Raw genomic sequence first — 25,903 nt, 5'->3', positions numbered from 1 at the left:
GGCCGGTTCGGCATGCTTCCCATGCCCGAACACGGCGCCGTGCGTCCTTGACGCCCGTGCTGCCGGGCACCGGGACCGGGGAGGCCCCGGTGATCGGACGGCACCACGAGGGTCTGCGGCCCTTGTTCCGCAGAGGTGCCGTCCGGTCATCCCGCCCCCGGTGCCGGCTCAGCCGACCCAGAGCGCGACCCGATGGTCCTCGTCCGTGACGTAGAACGACAGTCCGTCCAGCTCCGCCACCCCCTCGACGTGGTGAAACGGGGCCAGGTCCGCCACCTGCTCCCCGACGAGCCGCCGCCCGGCGTCCGCCTCGCCACCGGTGAGCCGGAAGCGGACGTGCCGCGAGGTGACCTCGCCCCCGCCCGGATGGTCGTCGAGCAGGACCGACCCCTTGCCCAGCGCGTCGATCGAGCCGATCACGGCCGCGTACCCGCCGTCCGCCGTCGGGGTGATCGCGCGGAAGCCGGTCAGTTGCCCTGGCGGGGTGACACCTGTCAACACGTACGCGCCCAACGCCCGCGGCCACGCCCGCTCGGCGGTGAACATGCCCGGCACACCGGCCACCTCGACCAGGATCGGCTCACCGGCGTCGGTGACCGGAAAACGCAGCCCGAGCAGCACCGTCCCGGCCGGGGTGAACGCCGCCGCCTCCACGTTCAACGGCAGGTCGTCCGGGGCCAACCGGCTCACCCAGCTCTTCTCCCGGACGGTCCCCCGGGCCAGCGTCTCCACGATGAACCGTTCCCGCACCCGCTCCCCCGCCGGCAGGAGGGTCAGCGGCGCCGCGGCGAGGGCGTCGTTCACCACCCGGTGCAGTCGAAACGAGTTGCGTACCACGTGCACCGGCACCGGCCCGACCGCCGCGTCGTCCTCGCGGAACCGGGCCACGAAGGCGCGCCGAGGTCGCAGCGGGCCAGCCTTCGAGCCGAAGTGGGAACCGAAGACGTACACCCAGCCGTCGTGATGGGCGAGCGCCTCACCGTCCTCGGTTCGCCCGTTCTCCACACCGGCATCCGCCCGCACGTGCACTGCCGTCCACTCCCCGGCGTCACGCTCCAGCAGCAGCGCGAGGCAGCGCTCCACCGGCCCCTCGTCCAGCACCGTCCAGAAGCCCCGCCGGGCACCGTACGCGCGCAGCAGCGCCGCCGACCGCACCGGCAGCAGATCGCTGGCCTCGTTACCGGCCACCACGAATTCGACGAGTCGCACTGTCACCGAGCCAGCGTACGGAGCACACGCTCGTACAGTGGCGGGGTGCCCGACACCGTGATCACCGGCCCGACCGCCCAGACGAGCGACCCCGAGACGTACCGGGCGCTGCACACCGACGCCGTCGCCTTGCTGGAGGGCTGGCAGCCCACCAGCCCGGGTGCTGCCGACGCGCGGGACCGAACCCTCGCGCTGCTCGCCGCCGGTCCGATCGCGATGAGTCGGCAGCACCGGCCCGGGCACGTCACCGCCAGCGCGTTGGTGCTGGACTCCACCGGCTCGCGGGTGCTGCTCTGCCTGCACGTCAAGTTCGGGTGGTGGGTGCAGCTCGGCGGGCACTGTGAGCCGGTCGACCAGACCCTTGTCGCCGCCGCCCTCCGCGAGGCCACCGAGGAGTCCGGAATCGCCGGCCTGCGCATCGACCCGGTGCCGATCGACGTGGACGTGCACCCGGTGCAGTGCCAGGGCGGCTCGGCGCACCACGACGTACGGTTCGCGGTGATCGCTCCGCCCTCGGCGGTGGAGCAGGTCAGCGACGAGGCCGAGGCGCTGGGCTGGTTCCCACCGGACCAGCTCCCCGAACCACTGGCCGGCGGGACCGCGCAACAGGTCGCGCCGGCACTCGCCGCGCTCAGACGTAGCCCTCTTCGCCTCGCTCCTTGAGCTCGTCGACCAGGGCCTTGACGTCCTGCGCCCGGTCGCGCGGGCAGACCAGCACCGCGTCCGGGGTGTCCACCACGATCAGGTCGCGCAGACCGAGCACTGCCACCAACCGACCCGACTGCGGAACGACAACGAGGTTGCTGCTGTCCCGTAGCAGCACGCCCGGCTTGGCCTCCGTGCCGAGCACCACGTTGCCCGCGTCGTCGGCCGGCAGCACGTCGCCCAGGGTGTGGAAGTCACCGACGTCGTTCCAGCCGAAATCGCCCGGCACCGTCGCGACTCGACCCGCCGTGGCCGCGCCCTCCATCACCGCGTAGTCGACGGAGATCTTCGGCAGGGTCGGCCAGATCGCGCCGAGGACGTCGTCCTGTTCCGGGGTGCCCCAGGCAGCGGCGATGGCGGCGACGCCGGCGTGCAGCGCCGGCTGTTGGCGGGCCAGCTCGGCGAGGAAGACGTCCACCCGCCACACGAACATGCTCGCGTTCCACAGGTGCCGGCCCGAACGGACGTACGCCTCGGCGACCTCAGCGGCCGGCTTCTCCTTGAACTCGGCCACCTGTCGCCACGGCACACCCTCGGTCGGATCGCCGGTCTCGAGGTAGCCGTAACCGGTCTCCGCACGGGTCGGAGTGATCCCGACGGTCATCAGCATGCCCTGCTCTGCCCCGCGGACCGCCTCCTGGACAGTGCGGACCCAGCTGTCCGGGTCGCGGATCAGATGGTCGGCAGCGAAGCTGCCCATCACCGCGTTCGGGTCACGCGCCGCGATCACCGCGGCGGCCAACGCGATCGCCGCGCAGGAATCCCGGGGGGAGGGCTCGACCAGGATGTTCTCCTCCGGCAGCACCGTCAGCTGCCGCGCCACCGCCGCGACGTGCGCGGCACCGGTGACCACAAGGGTCCGATCCGGTGTGGTCAGCGGCGCGAGCCGTTCGACTGTCGCCTGGAGCAGCGAGGCGCTGGTGCCGGTCAGCGGGTGGAGGAACTTGGGATGGCCAGCGCGGGACAACGGCCACAACCTCGTGCCACTGCCACCTGCCGGAATGACCGCATAGAGCATCCGCACATCATGCCCGACGTACCTGCCCAAAGTGGCACGGGTCACCCGCGACGGCGCGGAGGGTCAGGAACGGGCGCGACTCCACGCCGCGATGTGCACCTCGGCGCTGGACTCCCAGGTGAACTCCTTGGCCCGGTCGAACCCCGCCTTCGCCAGCGACAACCGCCGCTGCTCGTCGTCGAGCAGGGCGGCCAGGTCGATGCCGATCTGCTCCGGGTCCTCCGAGGTGTACGCGACCGCGTCGCCGCCCACCTCGGGCAGCGAGAGCCGGGGCGTGGTGAGCACCGGGGCGGCGCACGCCATCGCCTCCAGGATCGGCAGCCCGAACCCCTCGCCGTAGGACGGGTACGCGGCGACCAGGGCACCGCCGAGGAAACCCGGCAGGTCGGCGTAGCGCAGGTAGCCGGGGCGCAGCAGACGCAGGTGCGACGGCACCTCGGCCACCGCCCGGTCGATGTCCTCGTCGTGCCCCTGCCCACCGGCGATCACCAGGGCCGGCGGGTCGACCCGGTCAGCCACGGCCCGCGCCCACCCACGGATCAGGTTGGGCACGTTCTTTCGAGGCTCCTTGGCACCGAGGAAGGCGACGTAGCTGCTGTTGCCCAGCCCCAGACGCGCGCGTACCCGGGCCTTCTCCTCCTCGGTGGGAGCGTGGAAGGCAGCCTGGTCGACGCCGTGGTAGGCCACGTCGATCCGCGTCGGGTCGGCGTCGAGCAGCCGGATCAGCTCGTCCCGGGTGGCCTTGCTGGGCACGATCACCCGGTCGGCGCGGCGCAACGAGGTCTTGATGGCGCTGCGGAAGAACGTGCGGCGCGACTTGTCGTAATGCTCCGGCTCGGTGAAGAACGTCGCATCGTGCACGGTGACTGTGACCGGACACCCGGCCCGCAGCGGGCAGGTGTAGAACGGCGAGTGCAGCACCTCTGCGCCCACCTGTTGGGCGAGCAGCGGCAGGCCGGTCTGCTCCCAGGCGAGCCGGGCCGGGCGGTGCGCCACGGCGGCCGGGGCCGGGATGATCTCCGCGCCCGGCAGCATGCGGGTGTACCTCTCCAGATCGGTGCGGAGACTGACCACCGCCAGCTCCACCCCCGACCCGCACACCTTGCCGAGGGCACCGAGCAGACCGTCGACGTATCGACCGACACCACCACGGTCGGTGGGGACACTCGTGGCGTCGATGAGCACGCGGGGCGGGCGACCGGCGGTCACGGGGCGACTCCTTGAACTGGCAGGCCTGTGGGGAACAACACTCCGGGGGTAAAGCCTACGCCGGGGCGCGGGGCCGACGCTGACTGCGACCCGACGGTACGCCGACTTGTCATCGTCATCGAGTACGGCCCGCACTGGCGTATCGTTCGCGCCGATGGCCGACAACATTGCCCGGGTGTTCGCCGACGCGATCGCGACCGACCCGACCCGACCGCTGCTCACCTGGTACGACGACGCCACCGGCGACCGCACCGAACTCTCCGGCGTCACAGTGGCGAACTGGGTGGCGAAGACCGCGAATCTCCTCGTCGACGAGGTCGGCCTCGCGCCGGGCACTCCGGCCGGGGTGCTGCTGCCGCCACACTGGCAGACCGCGGCGGTGCTGCTGGCCTGCTGGTCGGCCAAGCTGAGCGTCGTCGACACGCCGGGCGAGGTGGGGGTGCTCTTCGCCGCCGCCGACCAGTTCGACGAGGCGCAGTCCTGGTCCGCCGACGAGCGGTACGCCCTCGGGTTGGCCCCGCTCGCCGCCCCGCTTCGGCAGGTGCCGCCCGGCTTCGCCGACTACGTCGTCGAGGTACGCGCCCACGGCGACCACTTCACGCCGCAGTCCGGCAGTGGCCCCACCGACGCGCACCTGCTGAGTCGCGCCGAGGCCCGCGCCACCGAGTTGGGCATCGAGCCCGGCGCGCGGGTCCTGGTTGACGCCACCCGCTATCCCGACCCGGTCGACTGGCTGCTGGCCCCGCTGACCCGGGCCGCCACAGTCGTCCTCTGCGCCAACCAGGACCCGGCCCGCCTGACCAGCCGCCAAGCCACCGAAAAGGTCACCCAAACCCTCCCGTAACCGCCCCAGCCCCGCCGTCGCCCCCGCCCCGCCCCGCCCCGCCCCGGCCCGCCCCGGCGATCTTGCAGTTTCGGTTGTCGAGATGGGTGGGATGCCCCTTAAGTCGGGACAGAAAGTGCAAGATCGCGGGGGGACGGGGGTCAGGACGTCGCGCGGGACTGGGCCAGGGCGGCGAAGGCGGTGAGGGACTCGGGGTTGACCAGGGCACCCTTGGCCGCCGCCTGGTCTACCGGGGTGCCGGTGAGGATCTTCTTGACCGGCACCTCCAGCTTCTTCGCCGAGAGGGTGCGGGGCACCGAACGCACCTGGTGGATCTCGTCGGGCACGTGCCGGGGTGAGAGCGCCGTGCGCAGTTCACGGCAGATCTTCGCGCGCATCGGGTCGTCCAGCTCCAGACCCTCCGCCAGCACCACGAAGAGCAGCAGCTCACCGGCGCCGCCCTCGTCGTCCTCCAGGTGCACGACGACCGAGTCGACCACCTCGTCGAGCCCTTCCACCACTGAGTAGAACTCGGCGGTGCCGAGCCGCACCCCACCGCGGTTGAGGGTGGCGTCGGAGCGGCCGGTGATCACGCAGCCACCCCGCTCGTTGATGGTGATCCAGTCACCGTGGCGCCAGACGCCCGGGTAGACGCCGAAGTACGCCTCCGCGTAGCGGGTGCCGTCCGTGTCGTTCCAGAAACCCACCGGCATGCTCGGCATCGGTTCGGTGATCACCAGCTCGCCCAGCTCACCGATGACCGGGGTGCCGTCGGCGGAACGAGCCTCCACCTTGGCGCCCAACGCCCGGCAGGCGATCTCACCGGCGTACACCGGCAACAGCGGCACCCCGCCGACGAAACCGGTGCACACGTCGGTGCCACCGGAGAGCGACTGGAGCTGGACGTGGTCGCCCACTGTCTCGTACACCCAGCGGAAGCCCTCGGCGGGCAGCGGCGCACCTGTGGAACCCACGCCGCGCAGCGCCGACAGGTCGGCGACCTCCCGGGGGACCAACCCGGCCTTACGGCAGGCCAACAGGTACGGCGCGGAGGTGCCGAAGTACGTCGTCCCGGTCTCCGCCGCGAGCCGCCACAGCCCGCCGAGGTCAGGCTCGGCCGGCCGGCCGGGCTCAGCCCGGACCCCCGGATTGCCGTCGAAGAGCACGATGGCCGCCCCCACCGCCGGGCCGGAGACCAGGAAGTTCCACATCATCCAGCCGGTGGTGGTGAACCAGAAGAACCGGTCGGCCGGGCCCAGATCGTGGTGCAGGGCGAGCATCTTCAGGTGCTCCAGCAGGATGCCGCCGTGGCCGTGCACGATCGGCTTCGGCAGACCAGTGGTGCCCGAGGAGTACAGCACGTAGAGCGGGTGGTCGAACGGCACCGGCGTGAACGTCAAGGGCTCGTCGGTGGGTGCGGCCAGCTCGGCCCAGCCCAGCGCGCCCTCGGGCGCGGGACCCGTCGGGTCGAGGTAGCCGATGCTGACGGTGTGACGCAGCGACGGCAGGGCGGCCCGGATCGCGGCGACCTCGGCGCGCCGGTCCACCGGCTTGTCGCCGTACCGGTAGCCGTCCACCGCGACCAGCACCGTCGGCTCGATCTGCTGCCAACGGTCGGTGACGCTGCGGGTGCCGAACTCGGGCGCGCAGGACGAGAAGATCGCTCCCAGGCTGGCGGTGGCCAGCAGCAGGACGTACGTCTCGGCGATGTTCGGGGCGTACGCCGCCACCCGGTCACCGGCGGTGACGCCGAGCCGGCGCAGCCCGGCCGACACCCGGCGGACCTGCTCGCGCAGCTCACCGGCGCTCAACGTGACCGGCGGGCGGGTCTGCCCGTGGGAGATCACCACCGGGTCGTCGTCGGCCCGCCCCGGCATCCGCAGCACGTTCTCCGCGTAGTTGAGGGTGGCGTCGGGGAACCAACGGGCGCCGGGCATCCCCCGCTCGGCCAGGGTGGCGGACGGCGGAGTGTGCGCGATCACCTCGAAGTGGTCCCAGATCGAACGCCAGAACCCGTCCAGGTCGGTGGTGGACCAGCGCCACAGCGCGTCGTAGTCGGCGAAGTCCAACCCGCGGTGCTCCCGCAGCCAGCGCAGGTAGGCACCGATCCGGGACCGCTCACGTACGTCCGCCGGCGGCGTCCACAGCATGTCACCCACTGCTCCACCCTCCCCCTGGCCCGACACGACACTGTGACTGGGCCGTGGCGCCATCTTGCCCTACCTCGAAGCGCCATTCTGCGCACCGGGTAGGCCAACCGACGCGTGCCCGTCCCACACTCCAACCCGCCACCTCATGTGGGTCAGCCGGCGCGGTGGGCCTGGATGGCGCGGCGGCGGGCCAACCGGTGCGCGCGGCGGATCTCCGCCTCCTTGTACCGGCGCTCGTCCTCAGCGGTCTCCGGCAGCACCGGGCGGACCGTGCGAGGCGCCCCACCCACGTCCACGCCAACGAACACCAGGTACGCGGTGGCGACCCGGACCGGCGCGTCCTCGGCCGAGTCCCACCGTTCGGCGACCACCCGCACGCCCACCTCCATGGAGGTCTGGCCGGTCCAGTTCACCTGGGCGTGCGCGTGCACCAGGTCGCCGACCCGGACCGCCTCGGAGAAGACGATCTCGTCGATCGCCGCGGTCACCGCGGTCCCGCCGCTGTGTCGGGCGGCAGCGGCACCGGCCACATCGTCGACGAACTTCATCAGAACTCCGCCGTGCACGGTGCCGTAGAGGTTGACGTCCACCGCAGTCATGATCTTGCTGAGAGTGACGCGCGAGTACGACGTCGGCTTGCCGGTTGGAGCGGCGGAGAGGTGCTCAGTCATGTCGAAAACGGTACGGTGCGCGGATGCGACATCTCTGGAGCTTCCTCGCCGGGCTGGTGGTGGCGCCCATCACCTGGGTGCTGGTCACACTGGGGCAGGACGGGTCGAGCCGGACGGTCGACCGCTGGGTGGAGATCGGCACGTTCAACACCGCCAACCTGATCGAGCCGGCCGTGTACCTCGGTGTCGGCGGTGTCCTGCTGGGCCTGCTCGGCACGCTGCGCTTCTCGCCGCTGGGCCCGTTGGTGGCCGGTGCGCTGCTGGTCACCCCGTACGTCGGGATGTTCGTGGCGCCCTTCTCGGTGCGGGACGCGATCCCGCACGAGTGGAAGGTGTTCGGCGATCCTCTGCCGCTGCGACTGCCGGTCGAGAACGGCACGCTCTTCCTGCTCGGCCTGCTACTGCTGATGGCGACCTTCAGCCAACAGCGTTGGCGGCAGTGGCCGAGCCCGGCGACCGAACCGGCCGCGGCACCCACCCCCGCGTCGGACGGAGGCCCCCGCAACGACGACTTCACGTTGACCGACTGGCCGGCCCCCACGCCCGCGGAGCGCGACACAGCGCCCCTCACTCTCGGTTACCCGGCCGACTCGACACCGACCGAGCCGCTGCCCCGCCGGGTGGGTGGCGAATCACCCTGGTCCGCCCCACCGCGCGGCCAACCGCGCCCCGAGGACACCACCGAGATCCGCTGATCGCCGGGGCGGGCCGGGTGACCGGCCCGCCCTCCGTCTAACTCCCCGCCGCCAGGGTGGCCCGGACGGTGCCCAGCAGGGCGTCCCGGGCCGTCATCGGGAAGAAGTGCCCGCCCGGCAGCACGTGCAGGGTGGACCCGGCAGACGTCTGCTCCCGCCACGGCGCGACCCGATCCGGCGGCACCTCCCGGTCCCGGTCCCCCGCGAAGGCGACGATCGGGCAGCTCAGCGGCGGCTCCGGCCGGTACTCGTAGGTCTCGCAGAGCGCGAAGTCGGCGCGGATGGCGGGCAGGAGCAGGTCGAGCAGTTCGCGTTCGGCCAGGATCTCCTCGTCCAGACCGCCCAGCTCACGCAGCCGTTCGACGACCACCGCGTCCGGTTGGTCGTGAATGTTCGGCAAGGTACGCCGCAGCGTCGGCGCGAGGCCACCGGCGGCGAAGAGAACCCGGGGCGGCGGCACCGCGCGGCGGCGCAGTTCGCGGGCCAGCTCGAAGGAGACCAGCGCCCCCATACTGTGCCCGAACAGGGCGTAGGGCACCCCCAGCTCGGGTGCCAGCGCCGGGGCGAGGGCCTCCACCAGCTGCCGCACCCCGGTGTACGCCGGCTCACGCCAGCGGGACTGCCGCCCGGGCAGCTCGACGGGGCAGACCTCGACGTCGTCGCCGAGCAGCTCCTGCCACCCGTGGTACGCCGAGGACCCACCACCGGCGTACGGCAGGCAGATCAGTCGGACGGCGGGGGTGACGCGGCGGCGCGGCCCGGCGGCCAGCCAGCCCTGGGCGCGGCCGGGCGGGTGGGTGGTGAGGCGGTTCACGGAACGGCTCTCCTAGTACGTCGGCTCGTCGGCCAGCAGGGCGCTGGCCTCCTCGTCGGACATCTCCTCCAGCTCACTGAGCAGGTGGTCCTCGATGGCGAACGCGGCGGCCTCCAGGGTGGGGCTGTCGAACAGCACCCGGATCGGCACCTGCACGTCGAACGCCTTGCGCAGGTGCACCACCGCCCGCATCGCCAGCAACGAGTCTCCGCCGAGGGCGAAGAAGTTGTCGTGCACGCCGATCCGGTCGACCCGCAGGATGCCGGCCCAGACCTCGGCGATGGTCTCCTCCAGGGTGGAGCGGGGTGCCACGTACGGCACGTCGTCCGCCTCGACCGCGTCGGCCAACTCCACCAGTGGTCGCCTGTCGACCTTCCCGTTGGCGGTCAGCGGCAGATCGTCGATCTCGTGGAACGCCGCCGGCACCATGTACCCCGGCAGCTTGCCCGTGAGGAACTCGCGCACGTCCGTCGGCGCGGCACCGGCGACCCGGGGGACGACGAAGGCGACGAGACGCTTCGCGCCACGCGGATCGCCCTGCGCCACCACCACCGCGCCGCGCACCTCGGGGTGCTGGGCGAGGGCGGTCTCGATCTCGCCCAGCTCGATGCGGTAACCCTGCACCTTGACCTGGAAGTCCTCCCGGCCCAGGAACTCGATCTCTCCGCTCGGCAGGAACCGGCCGAGGTCACCGGTGCGGTACAGACGGGTTCCGGTGGCCGGGTCCGCAACGAAGCTCGCCGCCGTCCGCGCCTCATCGTGCAGGTAGCCGCGGGCCAGGCCGACACCACCGATGTGCAGGTGCCCGGGAACCCCGGTGGGTCGGGGTCGCAACGCGTCGTCGAGGACGTGGAAGGTCTGGTTCACCATGGGCCGCCCGTACGGGATGCTCGTCCACTCCGCCGGGACCGCGCCGATCGGGTAGAGGATGGACCAGATCGACGCCTCCGTCGCGCCACCGAGGCTGACCACCTCGGGCCCGCCGAGCGTCTGCCGGATCCGGTCCGGCAGGGCGACCGGGATCCAGTCACCACTGAGCATGACCAGTCGCAGGCCGCCGGTGGCCTCCCGGACGGTGAGGTGCTCGACGAACAGCTCCATGAGGGCCGGCACCGAGTTCCAGATCGTCACGTTGGCCTTGGTGAGGAGGTCGAGCCAGGCGGCCGGATCGCGGTGTGCCGCCGCCTCCGGGAGCACCACCGCTCCGCCGACGGCGAGCGGACCGAAGACGTCGTACACGGACAGGTCGAAGCTCAGCGACGACAGCGCCAGGACCCGGTCGTCCTCGCCCACCCGGAAGCGCTCGTTGATGTCGACGACGGTGTTCAACGCGCCCTCGTGTTCGATCATCACGCCCTTGGGCAGGCCGGTGGACCCGGAGGTGAAGATGACGTACGCGAGGTTGTGGGGCGTGGTGTCGATCGCCGGCAGCGCGCCCGCCGGGAGGACCCGCAGCTCGTCCACCCGCAACACCTCGACGTCGCCGAACCGGTGCGCCCCGGGACCGGCCAGACGCCCCTGGGTCAGCACCACACGCACCCGGCCGTGCGTCAGCAGGAAACGCACCCGCTCGTCCGGCAGGTCCGGGTCGATCGGCAGGTACGCGGCCCCGGCGGCGAGCACACCGAGGACGGCGGCGCACTGCTCCCAGCCCTTGTCCATCACCACCGCGACGAGCTCGTCGGGGCGTACCCGCAAACCGACGAGGTGGGCGGCGATCGTGCGGGCGCGGTCCGCCAGCTCGCCGTAGGTGAGCGTCCGGGTCGGCGTGATCACGGCCGGGCGCTCGGGCACCCGGGCGGCGGTGGCGAAGAACGGCTCGTGCAGCATGCCCACCGGCAACGGCGCCTCCGTGCGGTTGTACGCCGCCTGGGCGGCCAGCTCCGCGCGGGGCACCAGCGACGGCACCGGGTCGGCCCAGTGCGCCTCGTCGGCGGCGAGCCAGTGCAGCACCGACAGCGTCGCCGCGTGCATGGCGGCGACCATGCCCTCGGGGAAGAGACCCTCGACGGCGTCGATGTCCAGCACCAGGGCGCCGTTCATCTCGTACACCTGGGTGTCGATCCAGATCTGCGGTGTCTGGGAGATGGAGTAGACCACCTCGCCGATCTGCGGGTGCCCGCCGATGCCCTCGAACAGGCTGGTGAACACGACGGGCATGACGGCGGCGGCGTCACCGCGTACCCGCTTCAGCTCCCGCGCGACCCGCACGCCGCTGAACAGTCCGTGGTCGAGGTCGGCGAGGAGTTGGTCCCGGATCGTCCGGGCGCGGTTCTCGAACGACGCCGCACCGCCCGCGTCGATCTCCAACAGCGTCACCGAGGTGAAGTCACCCAGGATCGCGTCGACCTGCGGGTGCAGCGGCAACCGGTGCGCCATCGGCAGGTTGAGGCTGAACCGCTGGTTCTTCGACCAGGTGGCGACCACCTCGCCGTACGCGGCCAGCAGCAGCGCGGTCGGAGTGAGGCCGCGCCGGGACGCGGCGGCCTTGACGGTGTCCCACTCGTCCGCCGGCACCTGCCCGGTGAGCCGGGCGAAGCGGGGCGAAGCGATGGTGTGCGGGTCGGCCGCCAGCGGCAACTCCGGGGCGAGGGCCAGTGTCGGCACCCGCTCCTGCCAGTACGCGGCGGCGCGCTGGTACCGCTCGGTGGACTCCGCGGCCCGCGCGGCGAGCACGTAGTCGCGGAAGCTCAACTCCAGCTCGGGCAGGGTCGCGTCCGGCTCGTGGTAGAGCAGGGTCAACTCACGCATCACGATGCTCGACGCCCAGGCGTCGGTGATCAGGCCGTCGATGCTGTAGTGCACCCGCCCACGACCCTCGTCGAGCAGTGTGGCGCGCAGTTCGAACAGCGGCCACCGGTCCGGCACGAACACCTGGTGCGACATGGCGGCGCGGGTCCGCTCGAAGCTCGCGTGCACCTCGGCGGCCGGGCGACCCCGCACGTCCTCGGTGACGACGACGTAGTCCGGTACCTCGTCGAGGACCTGCTGCTCGCCGTGCGGCAGCACGACGGTACGCAGCGACCCGTGCCGCCGGATCAGCCGGCGCAGCGCCCGCTGCAACCGCGACACGTCCAGCTCGGGGACGTCGAACTCCTCGTAGCCGTGCATGCCGACGTTGCCCAGCTCGAACACGCCGGTGCGGCCGATCCAGTACGCCTGCTGCACATCGGTCAGCGGGAACGGCAGGTGCGCCGACGCCGGGTCCGGCACGACGGCCGGCAACGACTCGGGGCCGCTGACACCGGCCTCGGCGCGGGCCGCGCGTACCGCGGCGGCGAGACCACGGACCGTTGGGTCGGCGACGAAGGCGCGCAGCGGGATGTCCGCCTCGCACACCTGGCGGATCTGGGCGACGAGCTGAGCGGCGAGCAGGGAGTGTCCACCCAGCTCGAAGAAGCCGACGGTGGGCGCGACGTCCCGTTCGCCGAGCAGGTCGGCGAAGATCGCCGCCACCTCACGCTCGGTGGGGTCCTCGACCGCGTGGACCTCGGCGGGGTCCTCCGCCGCGCCGTCCTCGGTCTCGTCGAGCACTGTGACCACCACGTGGCCGGTGGAGGCCGCCCCGCCCACCACCCGGGCGGCTGTCCGTTCGACGGCCGACAGGTCCGCCACCGGCCACCCGTAGGTCACCCACTCCGCGTCGGACTCCCGGCCCAGTGCCGCCGCCTGCGCGACGAGGTGGCCGGCGAGCGGGTTGTCCGGCGTACCGCCGAGGAGGTGCACCTCGACGGCGGTGACCGGCTCCCGCGCGCTGACGCCCACGGCGGCCAGCGTGGCCAGGGCCTCGTCGGCGGACGTGCGGGCGTCCACCGGCACCAGCACGGTCACCGGACCGGGCTGACCGGCACCCCCCGGGTCGTCGACGCTCGCACCGGCGGTGGTGAGGGCCCGCCGGAACGCGGCACCGACCACCGTGTCGCCGGCGAGCTGGTATCGGGCGCCGGTGTGCCGCTCGGGGGCGGCAGCCGGAGCTGCGGTGACGTGCGGCAGGAAGCGGTGCCCGCCACGCAGGGCCACCACCGGCTCGGGGTGCGCGCACCTGACCTCCCGCACCACCGAGGCGGCGAGGCGGCGGGCGGCCACCGGCGTCGTGGCCGGAAGCACGTCGAGCAGCGTCCGGGTGCCGGGCACGCCGCCGGTCGCCCAACCGGCGAGCACGCCGCGCGGCGGCACCAGCGTCTCGGCGCCGGTCACGTCGAGCGCGCCGTCGGTGACGACGACCACCCTGGCGTACGCGTCGCCGCGACTGGTGAGCGCGTCACCCAGGGCCGCGAGCGTGGGTGCCGGGTCGCTCTGTGGAACCGCCAGCAGCACCCCGCTGATCCGCTCCTGCGGCGACAGCGACGTGCGGAGCGCGCCGGTCGCCGGATCGAGGTCGGCGGCGACCACCCGGCCCCCCGCCGCGCGTAGCTCGTCGACGACGCCGTCCGGCAGACCAGCGTCAACGGCCAGCCAGGCACCGGTCCCGGTGGTCGCCGGCCCGGCACCGCCGGCCCGGCGATAGCCGCGCACGACGAGCCCGTCGGCACCCGCCCGGCTCGTCACCGCGTCCTGGGGAGGATCGACCCAGCAGCGTTCCCGCTCGAACGGGTAGGCCGGCAGGACGGTCCGCCCGGGCGGCACGTCACCGTGCAGCGCCTCCCACCCGATCGCGACGCCCATCCGCCACAGCGCACCGGCGGCGGCGAGAAGCTCCGTCTCGGCGTCGGCGTCCCGACCGGCCGACGGCAGCGACGCCACCGCGCGGGCGGCCGACCCACCGGCGAGGCGGGTCAACACCCGCCCGGGGCCGATCTCCAGCACCACGGCGTCGGCGTCAGCGTCGCGCAGCGCCGCCAGGCCGTCGCCGAAGCGGACGGTCGACCGCAGTTGCCGGGACCAGTACGCGGGGCTGGTGGCCGACTCGGCGGTGATCCAGGCACCTGTCACGTTGGACACGAAGGGGATCTCCGGCGCCGAGCGCGGCACCTGGGCCACCTCCGCCTCGAACGCCGACCCGGCGGCGGCCATGGCCCGGGAGTGGAACGCGTGCGAGGTGGCCAGCCGGGTCGAGGCCACCCCCCGCTCGCGCAGCCGGGCCTCGAGAGCCGCCACGGCCTCGGGCGGCCCGGCAACGGTGCACTGCCGGGGGCCGTTGACGGCGGCGAGGTCCAGCACATCGTCGAGCAGCGGCAGCAACTCGGCCTCGGCCAGCGGCACCGCCAGCATCACGCCTGGCTCGGCCGCCTGCATGAGCCGACCGCGTGCCGCGACCAGGCGCACCGCGTCGGGCAGCGCGAACACCCCGGCCAGGCAGGCGGCCACCAGCTCACCCACACTGTGCCCGAGCAGCCCCGCCGGTCGTACGCCCCAGTGCGCCCAGAGCTTCGCCAGCGCGTACTCGACGACGAACAGCGCCGGCTGCGCGTACCGGGTCTGCTGGAGCTGTTCCGCAGCGGTCTCCCGCTGGTCGGCGGGGAACAGCAGGTCCCGGATGTCCGTGTCGAGCAACGGCGTCAGGAGGTCCGCGACCCGGTCCACCTCGGAGCGGAACACCGGCTCAGCGACGTAGAGGGCGTGGGCCATGCCGGTGCGCTGCGCGCCCTGACCGGGGAAGGTGAACAGCACCGCGCGGTCGGTGGCGGTCTCGGCCGGCCGGGCCGCCGGTTGCCGCAACGCCTCGACCACCTCGGCGCGGCTGCCGCCGACGACCGTCCGGCGGTACGGCAGGGTCCGCCGGCCGCGTTGCAGGGTGTACGCCACCTCGGCCAGCGGCGTGTCCGGGTGGGCGCTCAGGTGCGCGGCGAGTCGGTCGGCAGCCGTGTCGAGGGCGGTGGGTGTGGCGGCGGACAGGGGCAGCACGTGCCGCCGACGGCTCTCCTGGCCCGCCGCGCGGGTCGGGGCCTCCTCCACGACGACGTGCGCGTTGGTGCCGCCGATGCCGAACGAGCTGACCCCGGCACGGCGCACCCCGCCGGGCCATGGGGTGCGGGCCGCGACGACGTGGAAGGGACTCGCGTCCAGAGCCAGCTCGGGGTTGGCGGTGCGGAAGTGCAGCGACGGTGGAATCTCGCCGGCCCGCAGTGCCAGCACCGTCTTGATCAGACCGACGACCCCGGCGGCGGTGTCGAGGTGCCCGACGTTCGTCTTGACCGAGCCGAGCCCGATGCGGCCCGGCGGCAGGTCTCCGAAGGCACTCGTCAACGCGGCGACCTCGATCGGGTCACCGAGCGGGGTGCCGGTGCCGTGCGCCTCGACGTAACCGATCGTGCCGGGGTCGACCCCGGCGACGGCGAGCGCCTCGGCGATGACGTCGGCCTGCCCGTCCACGCTCGGGGCGGTGAAGCCGACCTTACGGTCGCCGTCGTTGTTCACGGCCGAGCCCCGGATCACGGCGTGCACCAGGTCGCCGTCCGTCATCGCGTCGGCGAGCCGCTTGAGCACGACGACGCCGGCGCCGCTGCCGGCCACCGCGCCGGTCGCCTCGGCGTCGAACGCCCGGCAGTGGCCGTCGGCGGAGAGGATGCCGCCCTGGGTGTGCCGGTAGCCACGGCGGCGGGCGATGACCGTCGCGCCGCCGGCCAGCGCGACGTCGCACTCGCCGGCCAGCAGCGCCTGCGCGGCCATGTGCACGGCGACCAGGGAGCTGGAGCAGCCGGTCTGCACGCTGATGCTGGGGCCCCGCAGGTTGACCTTGTACGACACCCGGGTCGGCAGGAAGTCCTTGTCGTTGCCGATGGAGGTCTGGAAGGCCCCGACCCGGGCCACCAGGTCCGCGTTGGGCAGCAGATTGTGCAGCAGGTAGGAGCTCTCCCCCACCCCGGCGTAGACACCTGTCACGGGTGTCGTGGAGTCGAACGGGTGACCGGCGTGCTCCAACGCCTCCCAGGCGCACTCCAGGAAGATCCGGTGCTGCGGGTCGAGCAGCTGCGCCTCACGGGCCGAGAACCCGAAGAAGCGGGCGTCGAAGCCGGCCGGGTCGTCGAGGACGCCGAGGGCACGGACGTAGTCGGGGTGGTTGAACTCCTCGGGTGCGACACCGTCGGCGATCAGGTCGGCGTCGTCGAGGGTGGTGAGGGATTCGACCCCGTCGCGCAAGTTGCTCCAGAAGGCGTCGAGGGTGGCGGCCCCGGGAACCCGGAGCGCCATTCCGACGACGGCGATGGCGGTGTTCGGCAGCGTACGTTCCTCGGTCATCATGCGTCCCCCCTGTCGTGATGCCGGCCCGGCCGACGTCGCGGTGTGCGCGCCCGTTGGATGGCGGCGCGTGTCTCGGCGCGGTGGTGCCCCGCGGACATCGCCGGCGTCCGGTCCCCGGACGCCAGGTGCCGGGCGAGTGCCCGCACGGTGGGGTGGCGGAACAGCTCCACCACCGGCACCGTGCGACCCAGCCGCTCGGACAGGCGCGTCTGCACCCGCATCACGAGCAGCGAGTGCCCACCGATATCGAAGAAGTTGTCATCGACGCCCACCTCGTCGACCACCAGCACGTCGCGCCAGATCGCCGCCACCGCGCGCTCCAACTCGCTGCCGGGCACACCCACCCCGGCAGGGGTCGGGGCGGCGGGCGGCGCGAGGGCGTTCCGGTCGACCTTGCCGCGGTCGCTGCGTGGCAGCCGGTCCAGCGTGACGATCGTGGCCGGCACCATGTACCCGGGCAGCCGGTCGGCCAGGTGCGCGCGCAGCAGCGCCACGTCCACGTCGCTGGGCGTCACGTAGCCGACCAGCATGGGTCGGCCCGGCACGTCCTCGCGCAGCACCGCAGCCGCCTCTCCTACCATTGGGTGGGCACCGAGCGCCGCCTCGATCTCGCCCAACTCGATCCGGAATCCGCGTACCTTGACCTGGCCGTCCTCCCGGCCGAGGAACTCGAGCACCCCACCGACACCGAGGCGGACCCGGTCCCGGGTGCCGTACATGCGGCCGCCGGGCGGGCCCCACGGGTCGGGCAGGAAGCTGACGGCGGTGCGGGACGGGTCCCCGACGTAGCCCTGCGTCACCCCCGGTCCGCCGAGCCACAGGTCCCCCGGGACCCCGCGCGGCACCGGCCGCAGTCCACGATCGAGGACGTACGCCCGCACGCCCGGCAGCGGCAGCCCCACCGGGACGCTGCCGGTGACCGGCTCCCGGTCGCCGCCCGGCTCGTGCACGGTGGCGGTGATGGTGGCCTCGGTCGGGCCGTACGCGTTGAGCCAGCGCACCTCCGGCGCGGCGGCGCGCCACTGGGCGAGCCGCCCCGCGTCGACCCGCTCGCTGCCGACCACGACGAGCCGCAGGTCCGGACAGGAGGCGGGCGGGTGACGGTCCAGCACCGCCACCCACTCGTGCCAGTACGACGCCGGCAGGTTGAGCACTGTGAGTCGCTCCCGGCGGACCAGCGCGGTGAACTCGTCGAGACCGGGCACCGGCCCGGCCGGCGGCAACACCACGGCCCCGCCCCGGATCAGCGTCCCGAACAGCTCCTCGGCGGCCACGTCGAAGCCGAGCGCGGCGAACTGGAGCACCCGGTCGGCGGGGGTGAGCGCGTAGTGCCCGGCGACCGCCTCCAGGGTGTGCACCAGGTTGCCGTGGCTGACGCGGACGCCCTTGGGTTGCCCGGTGGTGCCCGAGGTGTAGAGCACGTACGCCGGCGCCGACGGGGGCACCGGCGTGCCGGCGGCTGCCGGGGCGGCGAGCAACGCGTCCTCGATCGCGACGAACGGCAGGTCGGCGGCGGGCGGGTGGTTCTCGCGGGAGCCGAGCAGTAACACCGCCGACGAGTCGGCGAGGATGTGCGCCAACCGCTTCGGCGGGATCGCCGGGTCCAGTGGCACGTACGCGGCCCCGGCGCGCAGGACGCCGAGCAGCGCCGCCGGCCAGTCAGGGCTGCGCTCCAGCAGGACGGCGACGGTGTCACCGGGGCGTACACCCCGGGCGGTCAGGTGGGCCTGCACTGCGGCGGCACGGCTGTCCAGCTCGGCGTGGCTGACCTGCCGGTCGCCCTGCACCAGCGCCGGGCGCTGCTGCCAGCGCGCCGCGGCGACGGCGACCAGGCCGTGCAGAGTCGACGCGGTCGGCGCGTCGGTCGCCCCGCCGACCGGCGGGATCGGCTCGGGGCCGGGCACCAGGTCCAGTGTGGACACCGGGGCGTCCGGGGTGCTCAGCGCCGACTCCAGCAGGGTGCGGTAACTGTGCGCCAGCCGCTCGGCGGTGTCCCTGTCGAACAGGTCGACGTCGTACTCCACGGTGCCGCGCAGCTCGCCAGTGGCACTGGGCACCTCGTCCCAGGCCACCGTGAGGTCGAACTTCGCCACCCGGCCGGGTGACTCGGTCACCCCGACCGACAGGCCGGGCACCGCGTCGGTCCGCTCGGGCAGGTTCTGTGCCGACAGCATGACCTGGAACAGCGGGGTACGGCTGGGGTCGCGTGGTGGCCGGACCGCCTCGACGACCTGCTCGAACGGAACGTCCTGGTGCTCGTACGCGCCGAGCACCGCGTCCCGCACCCGGGCCAGCACGTCGACGAACGACTCGGTGTCCTGCCAACGGGTCCGCAGCACGACCGTGTTGACGAAGAAACCCACCAGGTCGTCGAACTCGGAGCGGGTGCGCCCGGACACCGGGCTGCCGACACTGACGTCGCGAACGTCCGCGTACCGGCCCAGCACCAGCTGGAACACGGCGAGCAGCACCATGAACCGGGTGACGCCGTGCCGCCGTCCCACCGCGTCGAGGCGTTCGACCAGGGCGGCGGGCAGCCGTACGTCGAACGTCTCCCCCCGGTGCCGGACGGTGGCCGGGCGGGGACGGTCGGTCGGGAGGTCCAGTGCCACGGGCGCACCCGCGAGCCGGTCCACCCAGTACGCGAGCTGGGTCGTCCGCGCGGCGCCGGCCAGCAGCGCGCGCTGCCACAGGGTGTAGTCGACGTACTCGACGGTGAGCGGGACCGGTGCGGGCGTGCCGATGGTCCGGGCGGCGTAGAACGCGCCGAGGTCACGGATCAGCACACCGATCGACCAGCCGTCACAGACCGCGTGGTGCAACGTCATCAGGAGCATCGCGTGCTCGTCGGTCAGCCGGATCAGATGCCAGCGAGCCAGCGGCCCGGTGGCGAGGTCGAAGGGTCGGGCGGCGGCGTGGCGCAGCAGGGCGTCGGCCTGCTCGTCACGGTCGGCCCGGTCGCGCAGGTCGTCCACGGTGAGGGCGACCGGTGGCTCGTCGTCCACTACCTGCCGGGGCTCGCCGTCGATCGTCACCAGCCGGGTCCGCAGCGCCGCGTGCCGCGTCACCAGCCCCCGCAGGCCGGCATCGAGGGCGTCGACGTCGAGCGGGCCGTCCACGGTGAGCACCAGCGGCACCGAGTAGACCGCCTGACCAGGGTCGAGCTGGTCGAGGAACCACAGCCGCTGCTGGGCGTACGACAGGGGGTGCGGCCCGGGGCCGGCGGCCGGCACCGGCGGGCGGGCGTCGTCCGGGCCGGCGTCGGCGACGCGTGCCGCGAGCGCGGCGACGGTGGGCGCCTCGAAGGCGGCGCGGACACCCAGCCGCACGCTGGCGGCGGCGGCGATCCGCGCCACCATCTGCGCCGCGAGCAACGAGTGGCCGCCGAGGGCGAAGAAGTCGTCGGCGGCGGACACCACCGGCACGCCGAGCAGGTCCTGCCAGGTCCGTGCGACAAGTTCCTCGATCGGGCCGCTGGGCGGCACGCCGTCGGCGGCCCGGACGCCGTGGTCCGCGTCGGGCGCGGGCAGCGCCCGGCGGTCCACCTTGCCGTTGGGGGTGACCGGCAACGCCGCCAGCGGCACGTACCAGGTCGGCACCATCGCCTCGGGCAGCCGGGCCGCGAGGTGGGCGCGCAGCTCACCCGCCGGGACCGCGGCGTCGTCCGGGACGACGTAGGCGACGAGCCGACGTTCGTCGCCGTCCCCGTGCACCGTGACGGCGGCGGCCCGGACGCCCGGGCAGGTGGTGAGGGTGCTGGCGATCTCGTCCGGCTCGATCCGGACACCACGGATCTTGACCTGCTGGTCGGCCCGGCCCAGGCACTCCAGTTGACCGTCCTCGCGCCACCGCACCACGTCACCCGTGCGGTAGACGCGGGCGCCGGGCTCGAAGGGGCTCGGCACGAACCGCTCGGCGGTCAGGTCGGGCCTGCCGACGTACCCGTGCGCGAGACCGGCGCCGCCGATGAACAGCTCCCCCGGAGCGCCGATGCCGGTCAGCCGGCCGTGGTCGTCGAGGACGTAGAGCAGCTCCCCACCGATCGGTCGACCGATCGGGGTCCGCGCCGCGTCGCCGGGCAGGTCGGTCACGTCCCAGGTGCTGGAGAACGTGGTGCACTCGGTCGGGCCGTACCCGTTGACGAGGCGCAACCCCGGCAGCGCGGCGGCCAGCGTGGCGACCCGGCGGGCGTCGGCCGGCTCGCCGCCGAAGTAGAGGGCGCGCAGCGGGGCGAACATCGCCGGGTCGGCGTCCACGCACCTGTGGAACAGGGCGGTGGTGAGCATCAGCACCGTGACGCCGTGCTCGGCGAGTCGGTGACCCAGCCGGGACGGCGTGAGCACGTCGTCCTTGGGGATGCCCACCAGGCGCGCACCGTTGAGCAGCGCACCCCACACCTCGAAGCTCGCCGCGTCGAACGACACGTTGGCCGCCTGTGCGACCGCGTCGGCGGGCCCGACGGGGAAGTAGTCGGCACGGTGAACCAGCCGGACGATCCCGCCGTGGGTGGTCTCGACCCCCTTCGGCCGCCCTGTCGACCCGGAGGTGTACAGGACGCAGGCCCGCTGGGTCGGGTACGTCAGCGGCCACGTCGGCGCGGGCCGTCCCGAGGGCAGCACCAGCCGGTCGAGCCGCAGCACCGGCAGGTCGTCGACAACGGCCACCGGACCGTCGGCGAGCAGCAGTCGCGCCCCGCTGTCGCGCAGCATGAACTCCCGCCGTGCCTCGGGGTAGGACGGGTCCAGGGGCAGGTACGCCGCCCCGGTGGCGAGCACCGCGAGCATCGCCACGACGAACTGGGCGGACGAGCCCATCGCCAGGCCGACGACACTGCCCGGGGTGACCCCGTGTCCGGTCAGGACGGTCGCCAGGGCGTCGGCCCGGGCGCGCACCTCGGCGTACGTGAGGATGGTGCCGTCGTACTCCAGAGCGACGGCGTCCGGTGTCGCCTCGGCCTGGGTGAGAAACGCCGCCGGCACACTCGGCGGACCTGCCGTACCGCCGCCGGTGCCCCACCGGACGATCAGCGCGCGCTCCTGCGCCGACGTGTGCGCGAGGGTGGAGATCGGCGCCTCGGGGTCGGTCAGGGCGTTGTCGAGCAACGTCAGGTAGTGGTCGGCGAACCGGCGCGCCGTCGCGCTGTCGAACAGGTCCGGGTCGTAGGCGAGGACGCCGAACGCCCCGTCGGGCCGCGGCTCGTCCCAGAGCACGCTCAGGTCGGGCGGCACCGCCCCGGTGGTGGCGGGGGCCGCTCCCACCCCCAGCACGACCGGGCAGAGCGCGGCACGACTCGGGTCGTGGGGTAGGCCGAGCGCCTCGGCCACCCGGTGCAGCGGGACGCCGGTGTACGGCGAGGCCGCCCGCAACCCGGCGGCGACCCGCGCGAACAGGTCGGCGGCCGACGGGTCGTCGTCCCACCTGCCGCGCAACGGCACCAGGGCGCCGTCCAGCGGCGTCGCGGTGGCCAGGTCCCGGGTGCCGGCGTGCCTGCCCAGCACCACCTGCCCCGCGGCGAGCAACGGCACGGAGGGTGCGACGCCCACCGCCGCGCTCACCGCGTGCAGCCGTCGGGTGGTGTCCGGGCCGACGGTGAGCGTCACCCGGTCGGTGTGCTGGCGTCGACGGGCCGGGCGGACCCGGTCGGTGACCAGGTCCAGGGTGGGTATGCCGGCCAGCGCGGCCCGCCAGTGGACGAACGCGTCCATCTCCGGGGCCACCGCACGCGATCCGGTCACTGGACCGGCTCCCCGAGACTCGGCTGGCCGGCTCGCTGCCCGACCGGGCTCGTCGCCCCGGCCAGCACCCCGGCCGGATCGCGGTCGGTCACCCGGGCCACCAGCCCACCGTCGAGCGTCACCACCCGGTCGGCGCCGGCCAGGGTCTCCCTGCGGTGGGCGATGGTGAGCACCGTCGCGTCGGCGAGGTCCACCGCCAGCAGCCGCTGGATGCGGGCGTCGGTCTCGGCGTCGAGGCTCGACGTGGCCTCGTCGATGAGGACCAGCTTCGCGTCCCGTAGCAACGCCCGGGCCAGGCAGAGCAGCTGCCGTTCACCGGCGCTGAGCTGCCCGCCGTCGGCGGACAGGGCCGCGTCGAGACCGCCACCGCCCACGCCGAGCAGCCGGTCGGCGAGGCCCACCTTGGTGAGGACGGCGGTGACCGCCGCGTCGGGGTACGCACCGGTCGGGTCGATGTTGTCCCGCAGGGTGCCGGGCAGCAGCACCGGATCCTGCGGTACCACCTCGACGGCGGCCCGCAGGTCGGCCAGCCGCAGCGTGGCGGTGTCCACCCCGTCGACGAGGATGCGCCCCTGCTCGGCCGGCACGAACCGCAGCAGCGCGGTGAACAGGCTGGACTTGCCGCTGCCGGTCCGGCCGACGATGCCGATCTTGCTGCCCGCCGGGGCGTCGAACGACACGCCGTTCAGCGCGGCCGGGCCGCCCTCGGCGTAGCGCAGGGTGACGTTCTCGAAGTGGACCTCGCCGGCGGTGGGCCAGCCGGCCGGGGCCGGTCGCCCGTCGGTCGGCTCGACCGGCAGCCGGGTGTAGTCGTCGACACGTTCGAAGCTCGCCAGCGACAGGTCCATCATTTGCACCGTCATCAGGCTCATGGCCAGCGCCTCCATCAGCGCGTACACGAAACTGATCCCGACGCCGGCCAGCCCGGCGCCGATCCCGCCCACGGCGACGATCAGCACCCCGTACGTCAACAGGACGACCGCGCCGAGCATGTCGAGCTTCAGGTTGAAGTGCCGCGACAGCGCGTTGACCGTGTAGTCGGCGTGGTGCGCGACGCGGACCCGGTCACCGAACGCGGCCTGGTAGCCGCGCACCCGGCTGTTCCGGCCCTCGATCGAGGTCACCCCGTCGACCGCCTCGTTGAGCAGCGCGAGCATCGGCTCGTTCGCCTGCTTCGACAGCCGGGACGCCTCGACAGTGCTGGCCCTGGTGAGCCGCTGCCAGCGGAGGTAGACCACCAGCAGCAGCGGGGCCGCCACCAGCATCAGTGGACTGGTGAAGGCCAGCGCCGCCAACGGCACGACCAGGCCGACGGCGACCCGGAGGGTGTCCATTGTGGTCTCCGGCAACTCCAGGTCGATGGTCTCCATGTCACCGGAGAACCGCGCCAGGACGCGTCCGGAGGAGTTGCGGTCGAAGAACGACAGCGGGGCCCGGAAGACCCGGTGCAACATCGACGCGTGCAGGTTCTGGCCGGCGGACACACCTCGGGCGAAGGCGAAGCTGAACAGCCCGCGATCCAGCACGAGCGCCACCAGACCGATGGCGGCGAACACCCCCGCGTAGTACAGCGTGTCCTGCCCGGCGTGCTCGGTCCAGTGGCCGAGCCAGAACGACGAGCCGCCCAGGACGGCCTGCCCGCCGACGGCCAGGCCGAGCAGAACGACAGCGAGGAGGCCCGGGGTCAGCACCTGCAGGTAACGGCGGTAGGTGGCGGAACCGACTCGACCGGCGCGGACCGTCTCCTCCTCCTCGGCGGCCACCTCCTCGGCCACCTCGTCCAGCCCGGCGCCGTCCGGGTCGGACGGCGTCGCGGCCTCGGCGGCCACGGCCGGCAGCAGGTCGGGCATCTGCGCGGCGACATCTGCGAACCGGCCCGCCGCGACCACCCGGCCGCCGTCGAGGACCAGCACCCGGTCGGCCCGCCGGGCCACGTCGAGGCGGTGGGTGGCAACGATCCGGGTCCGCCCGGCGAGCACCCCGTCGAACAGCGCTTCCAGGATGGTGCCGGCGACCGCGTCGTCGACGGCGCTGGTCGGGTCGTCGAAGAGGTAGACGTCGGCGTCCTCGTAGGCGGCGCGGGCCAACGCGATGCGCTGCCGTTGCCCGCCGGAGAGGTTGACGCCCCGCTCGCCGATGGCCGTGCCGTCGCGGGCCGGCATCGCCGCCAGGTCCGCCTCCAGGGCGGTGGCGCGGACGACCGCCGCGTACCGGTCCGGATCGTCGGGCGAGAAGCAGCGGATGTTGTCGACGACGCTGCCCTGCATGATCCAGGGGCGCTGCGGCAGGTAGACGGCGCTGCCGCCGACCCGTGCGGTACCCGCGACCGTCGGCAGCGCCCCGGCCAGCGCCGCGAGCAGCGCGGACTTGCCGCTGCCGACCCGACCCAGCACGCAGATCAACTCACCGGGCGCGACCCGCAGGTCGACGCCGGTCAGGACCGGCCGGGCGTCCGCGTCGGCCCCCGGCCAGGTGAACGACGCGCCGTCGAGGTCGACCGCCCCGGCCGGCGCGTCGCCGTCCGTCGACGCCTCGGCGGTGTCCGGGGCCCGCAGGAAGGTCGTCACCTTCCCGAACGCCACCCGCCACTCGTTGCGCATGTCCAGGTAGCGCACCAGCTCGGGCAGTTGGGACCGGAGGACGGTCAGCACGGCGATCGCCGCGAACACGTCCGCCGCCTTCAGTTCGTTGCCCAGCGCCGCGTACGTGACCAGGGTGGCCATCACCATCAGCACCGGCGCGGCGGCGTTCACCAGGTAGAGCGTGGCGAGCCGCTTCTGCCGGCGGACCAGCAACGCGTTGAGCGTCGCGCGTTCCCGGCCGACAGCCCGCTCGGCGACGTCCTCCCAGCCGTGGGTGCGCAGCGTCCGCATGGCCCCCAGGTACTCGCCGACCAGCCCGATCCGGACGCCGTTCGCGTCCCGGATCGCCGGCACCAGCGCGAAGACCCTCTCGTTGGCCACGTGCGACAGCCACAGACCGGCGATGAGGATGACGATGCCCACCAGCGCCGCCCAGCCCAGCAGCACCCAGAGGACCACGCAGGAGCCGGCGATGCCCAGCGGCACCGCCCACGCCATGTGCGTGAAAGCGACCCGCCCGACCCTCCGGGCGTCGGACGACGCGAGGGTGATGACCTCCCCGGAGGGGTGGGCCAGTCGGGCACCGCGATCCATCCGCAGGTACTTGCGCAGCATCTCGGTCCGCAGCAGCGCGGTGATCGAGTGCGCGGTCTTCCACACCTCGGACCACTGGTGCTTGTGGCTCAACGCGTCCAACACGTAGAAGCCGGCCAGGCCGGCGGCGATCAGCAGACCCTCCACCACCGGGCCCCGGCCGTCGCCCTCGAACCAGGCGATCAGCTCCCGCACCAGCAGCGGCCCGACGGTCGCGCAGGTCTGGTAGGCCAGGAAGATCAGGCCCGCCCACCAGAACCGCCGACGGTAGGTCTGGTAGAGGGCCCCCCGCAGCCCGTCCGGACGGTCCCGCCGGGCGGCCCAGGCACGCTCGAAGACCGGGGTCACCCGCTCCAGGTGGTCGTACCGGGGCGGCGTCAGGCTGTCCGACAGCTTCAGTGGTCGGCGCAGGGACGCCTTCACCAGGATCGAGGGCCATTGGACGAAGAGTCGGGACAGCACTCCCGCGTCCTGTTCGGCACTCGGGCGGACCGGTGTGGTGGTTGTCGACACGGT

At 73.4% G+C, this 25,903-nt stretch carries 12 protein-coding genes; 3 read left to right on the top strand and 9 right to left on the bottom strand.

The annotated features are described in order from the left end of the window. Positions 1–168 precede the first annotated feature (168 nt). Positions 169–1,215: a DUF4185 domain-containing protein gene (locus OHB44_RS05670; RefSeq protein WP_238686079.1), complete on the bottom strand. Its 1,047-nt coding sequence runs from the start codon at positions 1,213–1,215 to the stop codon at positions 169–171. Positions 1,216–1,254: 39 nt separating this feature from the next. Here OHB44_RS05670 and OHB44_RS05665 point away from each other — a divergent pair, with 39 nt between their 5' ends. Further along, positions 1,255–1,872 (top strand): NUDIX hydrolase, encoded by a 618-nt coding sequence (locus tag OHB44_RS05665; protein ID WP_266303642.1) that lies wholly within the window; start codon positions 1,255–1,257, stop codon positions 1,870–1,872. On the opposite strand, the gene OHB44_RS05660 is transcribed toward OHB44_RS05665, so the two are convergent. Both OHB44_RS05660 and OHB44_RS05655 read right to left on the bottom strand, forming a co-directional pair. After that, positions 1,841–2,932 carry a mannose-1-phosphate guanylyltransferase gene (locus OHB44_RS05660; RefSeq protein WP_238686081.1) on the bottom strand — a complete coding sequence of 364 codons (1,092 nt, stop codon included), beginning with the start codon at positions 2,930–2,932 and terminating at the stop codon, positions 1,841–1,843. The two genes, OHB44_RS05665 and OHB44_RS05660, sit on opposite strands and share 32 nt — an antisense overlap. A 63-nt stretch (positions 2,933–2,995) precedes the next feature. Then, the gene (locus OHB44_RS05655) at positions 2,996–4,141 is read right to left on the bottom strand and encodes a glycosyltransferase family 4 protein (RefSeq protein WP_238686082.1); all 1,146 of its coding nucleotides are present in this window, start codon (positions 4,139–4,141) and stop codon (positions 2,996–2,998) included. 154 nt (positions 4,142–4,295) lie between these two features. Here OHB44_RS05655 and OHB44_RS05650 point away from each other — a divergent pair, with 154 nt between their 5' ends. Beyond that, entirely contained in the window at positions 4,296–4,985 is a 690-nt protein-coding gene (locus OHB44_RS05650) for a TIGR03089 family protein (protein ID WP_330439791.1), read from the top strand. A 140-nt stretch (positions 4,986–5,125) separates the two neighbouring features. Here OHB44_RS05650 and OHB44_RS05645 read toward each other — a convergent pair whose 3' ends face one another. Then, on the bottom strand, positions 5,126–7,123 hold the full coding sequence (locus tag OHB44_RS05645; protein WP_330439790.1) for an acetoacetate--CoA ligase: 1,998 nt from the start codon (positions 7,121–7,123) through the stop codon (positions 5,126–5,128). A 143-nt stretch (positions 7,124–7,266) separates the two neighbouring features. Next, the gene (locus tag OHB44_RS05640) at positions 7,267–7,785 is read right to left on the bottom strand and encodes an acyl-CoA thioesterase (RefSeq protein WP_196928284.1); all 519 of its coding nucleotides are present in this window, start codon (positions 7,783–7,785) and stop codon (positions 7,267–7,269) included. 23 nt (positions 7,786–7,808) lie between these two features. Between OHB44_RS05640 and OHB44_RS05635 the strand changes: the two genes are divergently transcribed. Beyond that, on the top strand, positions 7,809–8,480 hold the full coding sequence (locus OHB44_RS05635) for a hypothetical protein (protein WP_238686085.1): 672 nt from the start codon (positions 7,809–7,811) through the stop codon (positions 8,478–8,480). A 37-nt stretch (positions 8,481–8,517) separates the two neighbouring features. Here the strand turns inward: OHB44_RS05635 and OHB44_RS05630 are convergent, their stop codons facing one another. The 4 genes from OHB44_RS05630 to OHB44_RS05615 are packed head-to-tail and all read right to left on the bottom strand — an operon-like array spanning position 8,518 to position 25,900. Further along, complete coding sequence (locus tag OHB44_RS05630) at positions 8,518–9,294, bottom strand: thioesterase II family protein (protein ID WP_238686086.1); 777 nt, start codon at positions 9,292–9,294, stop codon at positions 8,518–8,520. A 12-nt stretch (positions 9,295–9,306) separates the two neighbouring features. Beyond that, complete coding sequence (locus OHB44_RS05625; RefSeq protein WP_330439788.1) at positions 9,307–16,473, bottom strand: non-ribosomal peptide synthetase/type I polyketide synthase; 7,167 nt, start codon at positions 16,471–16,473, stop codon at positions 9,307–9,309. Next, positions 16,473–22,211 (bottom strand): amino acid adenylation domain-containing protein, encoded by a 5,739-nt coding sequence (locus OHB44_RS05620; protein WP_330439786.1) that lies wholly within the window; start codon positions 22,209–22,211, stop codon positions 16,473–16,475. Before OHB44_RS05620 ends, OHB44_RS05625 begins: the two co-directional genes overlap by 1 nt. Beyond that, positions 22,208–25,900, bottom strand: a complete 3,693-nt coding sequence (locus OHB44_RS05615) for an ATP-binding cassette domain-containing protein (RefSeq protein WP_330439785.1) — start codon at positions 25,898–25,900, stop codon at positions 22,208–22,210. The genes OHB44_RS05620 and OHB44_RS05615 overlap by 4 nt, the downstream gene beginning before the upstream one ends. Between the last annotated feature and the right edge of the window lie 3 nt (positions 25,901–25,903).

The sequence above is a fragment of the Micromonospora sp. NBC_00821 genome (assembly GCF_036347035.1).
GTDB lineage: Bacteria > Actinomycetota > Actinomycetes > Mycobacteriales > Micromonosporaceae > Micromonospora > Micromonospora hortensis.
Note: the sequence above shows the minus strand (reverse complement) of the source record. Positions and strands in the feature narration are given on the sequence as shown.

Excerpts from the sequence above, each read along its gene's own strand:
- OHB44_RS05660 (WP_238686081.1), bottom strand. The coding sequence starts at position 2,932 with ATGCTCTATGCGGTCATTCCGGCAGGTGGCAGTGGCACGAGGTTGTGG.
- OHB44_RS05650 (WP_330439791.1), top strand. The coding sequence starts at position 4,296 with ATGGCCGACAACATTGCCCGGGTGTTCGCCGACGCGATCGCGACCGAC.
- OHB44_RS05635 (WP_238686085.1), top strand. The coding sequence starts at position 7,809 with ATGCGACATCTCTGGAGCTTCCTCGCCGGGCTGGTGGTGGCGCCCATC.
- OHB44_RS05640 (WP_196928284.1), bottom strand. The coding sequence starts at position 7,785 with ATGACTGAGCACCTCTCCGCCGCTCCAACCGGCAAGCCGACGTCGTAC.
- OHB44_RS05625 (WP_330439788.1), bottom strand. The coding sequence starts at position 16,473 with ATGACCGAGGAACGTACGCTGCCGAACACCGCCATCGCCGTCGTCGGA.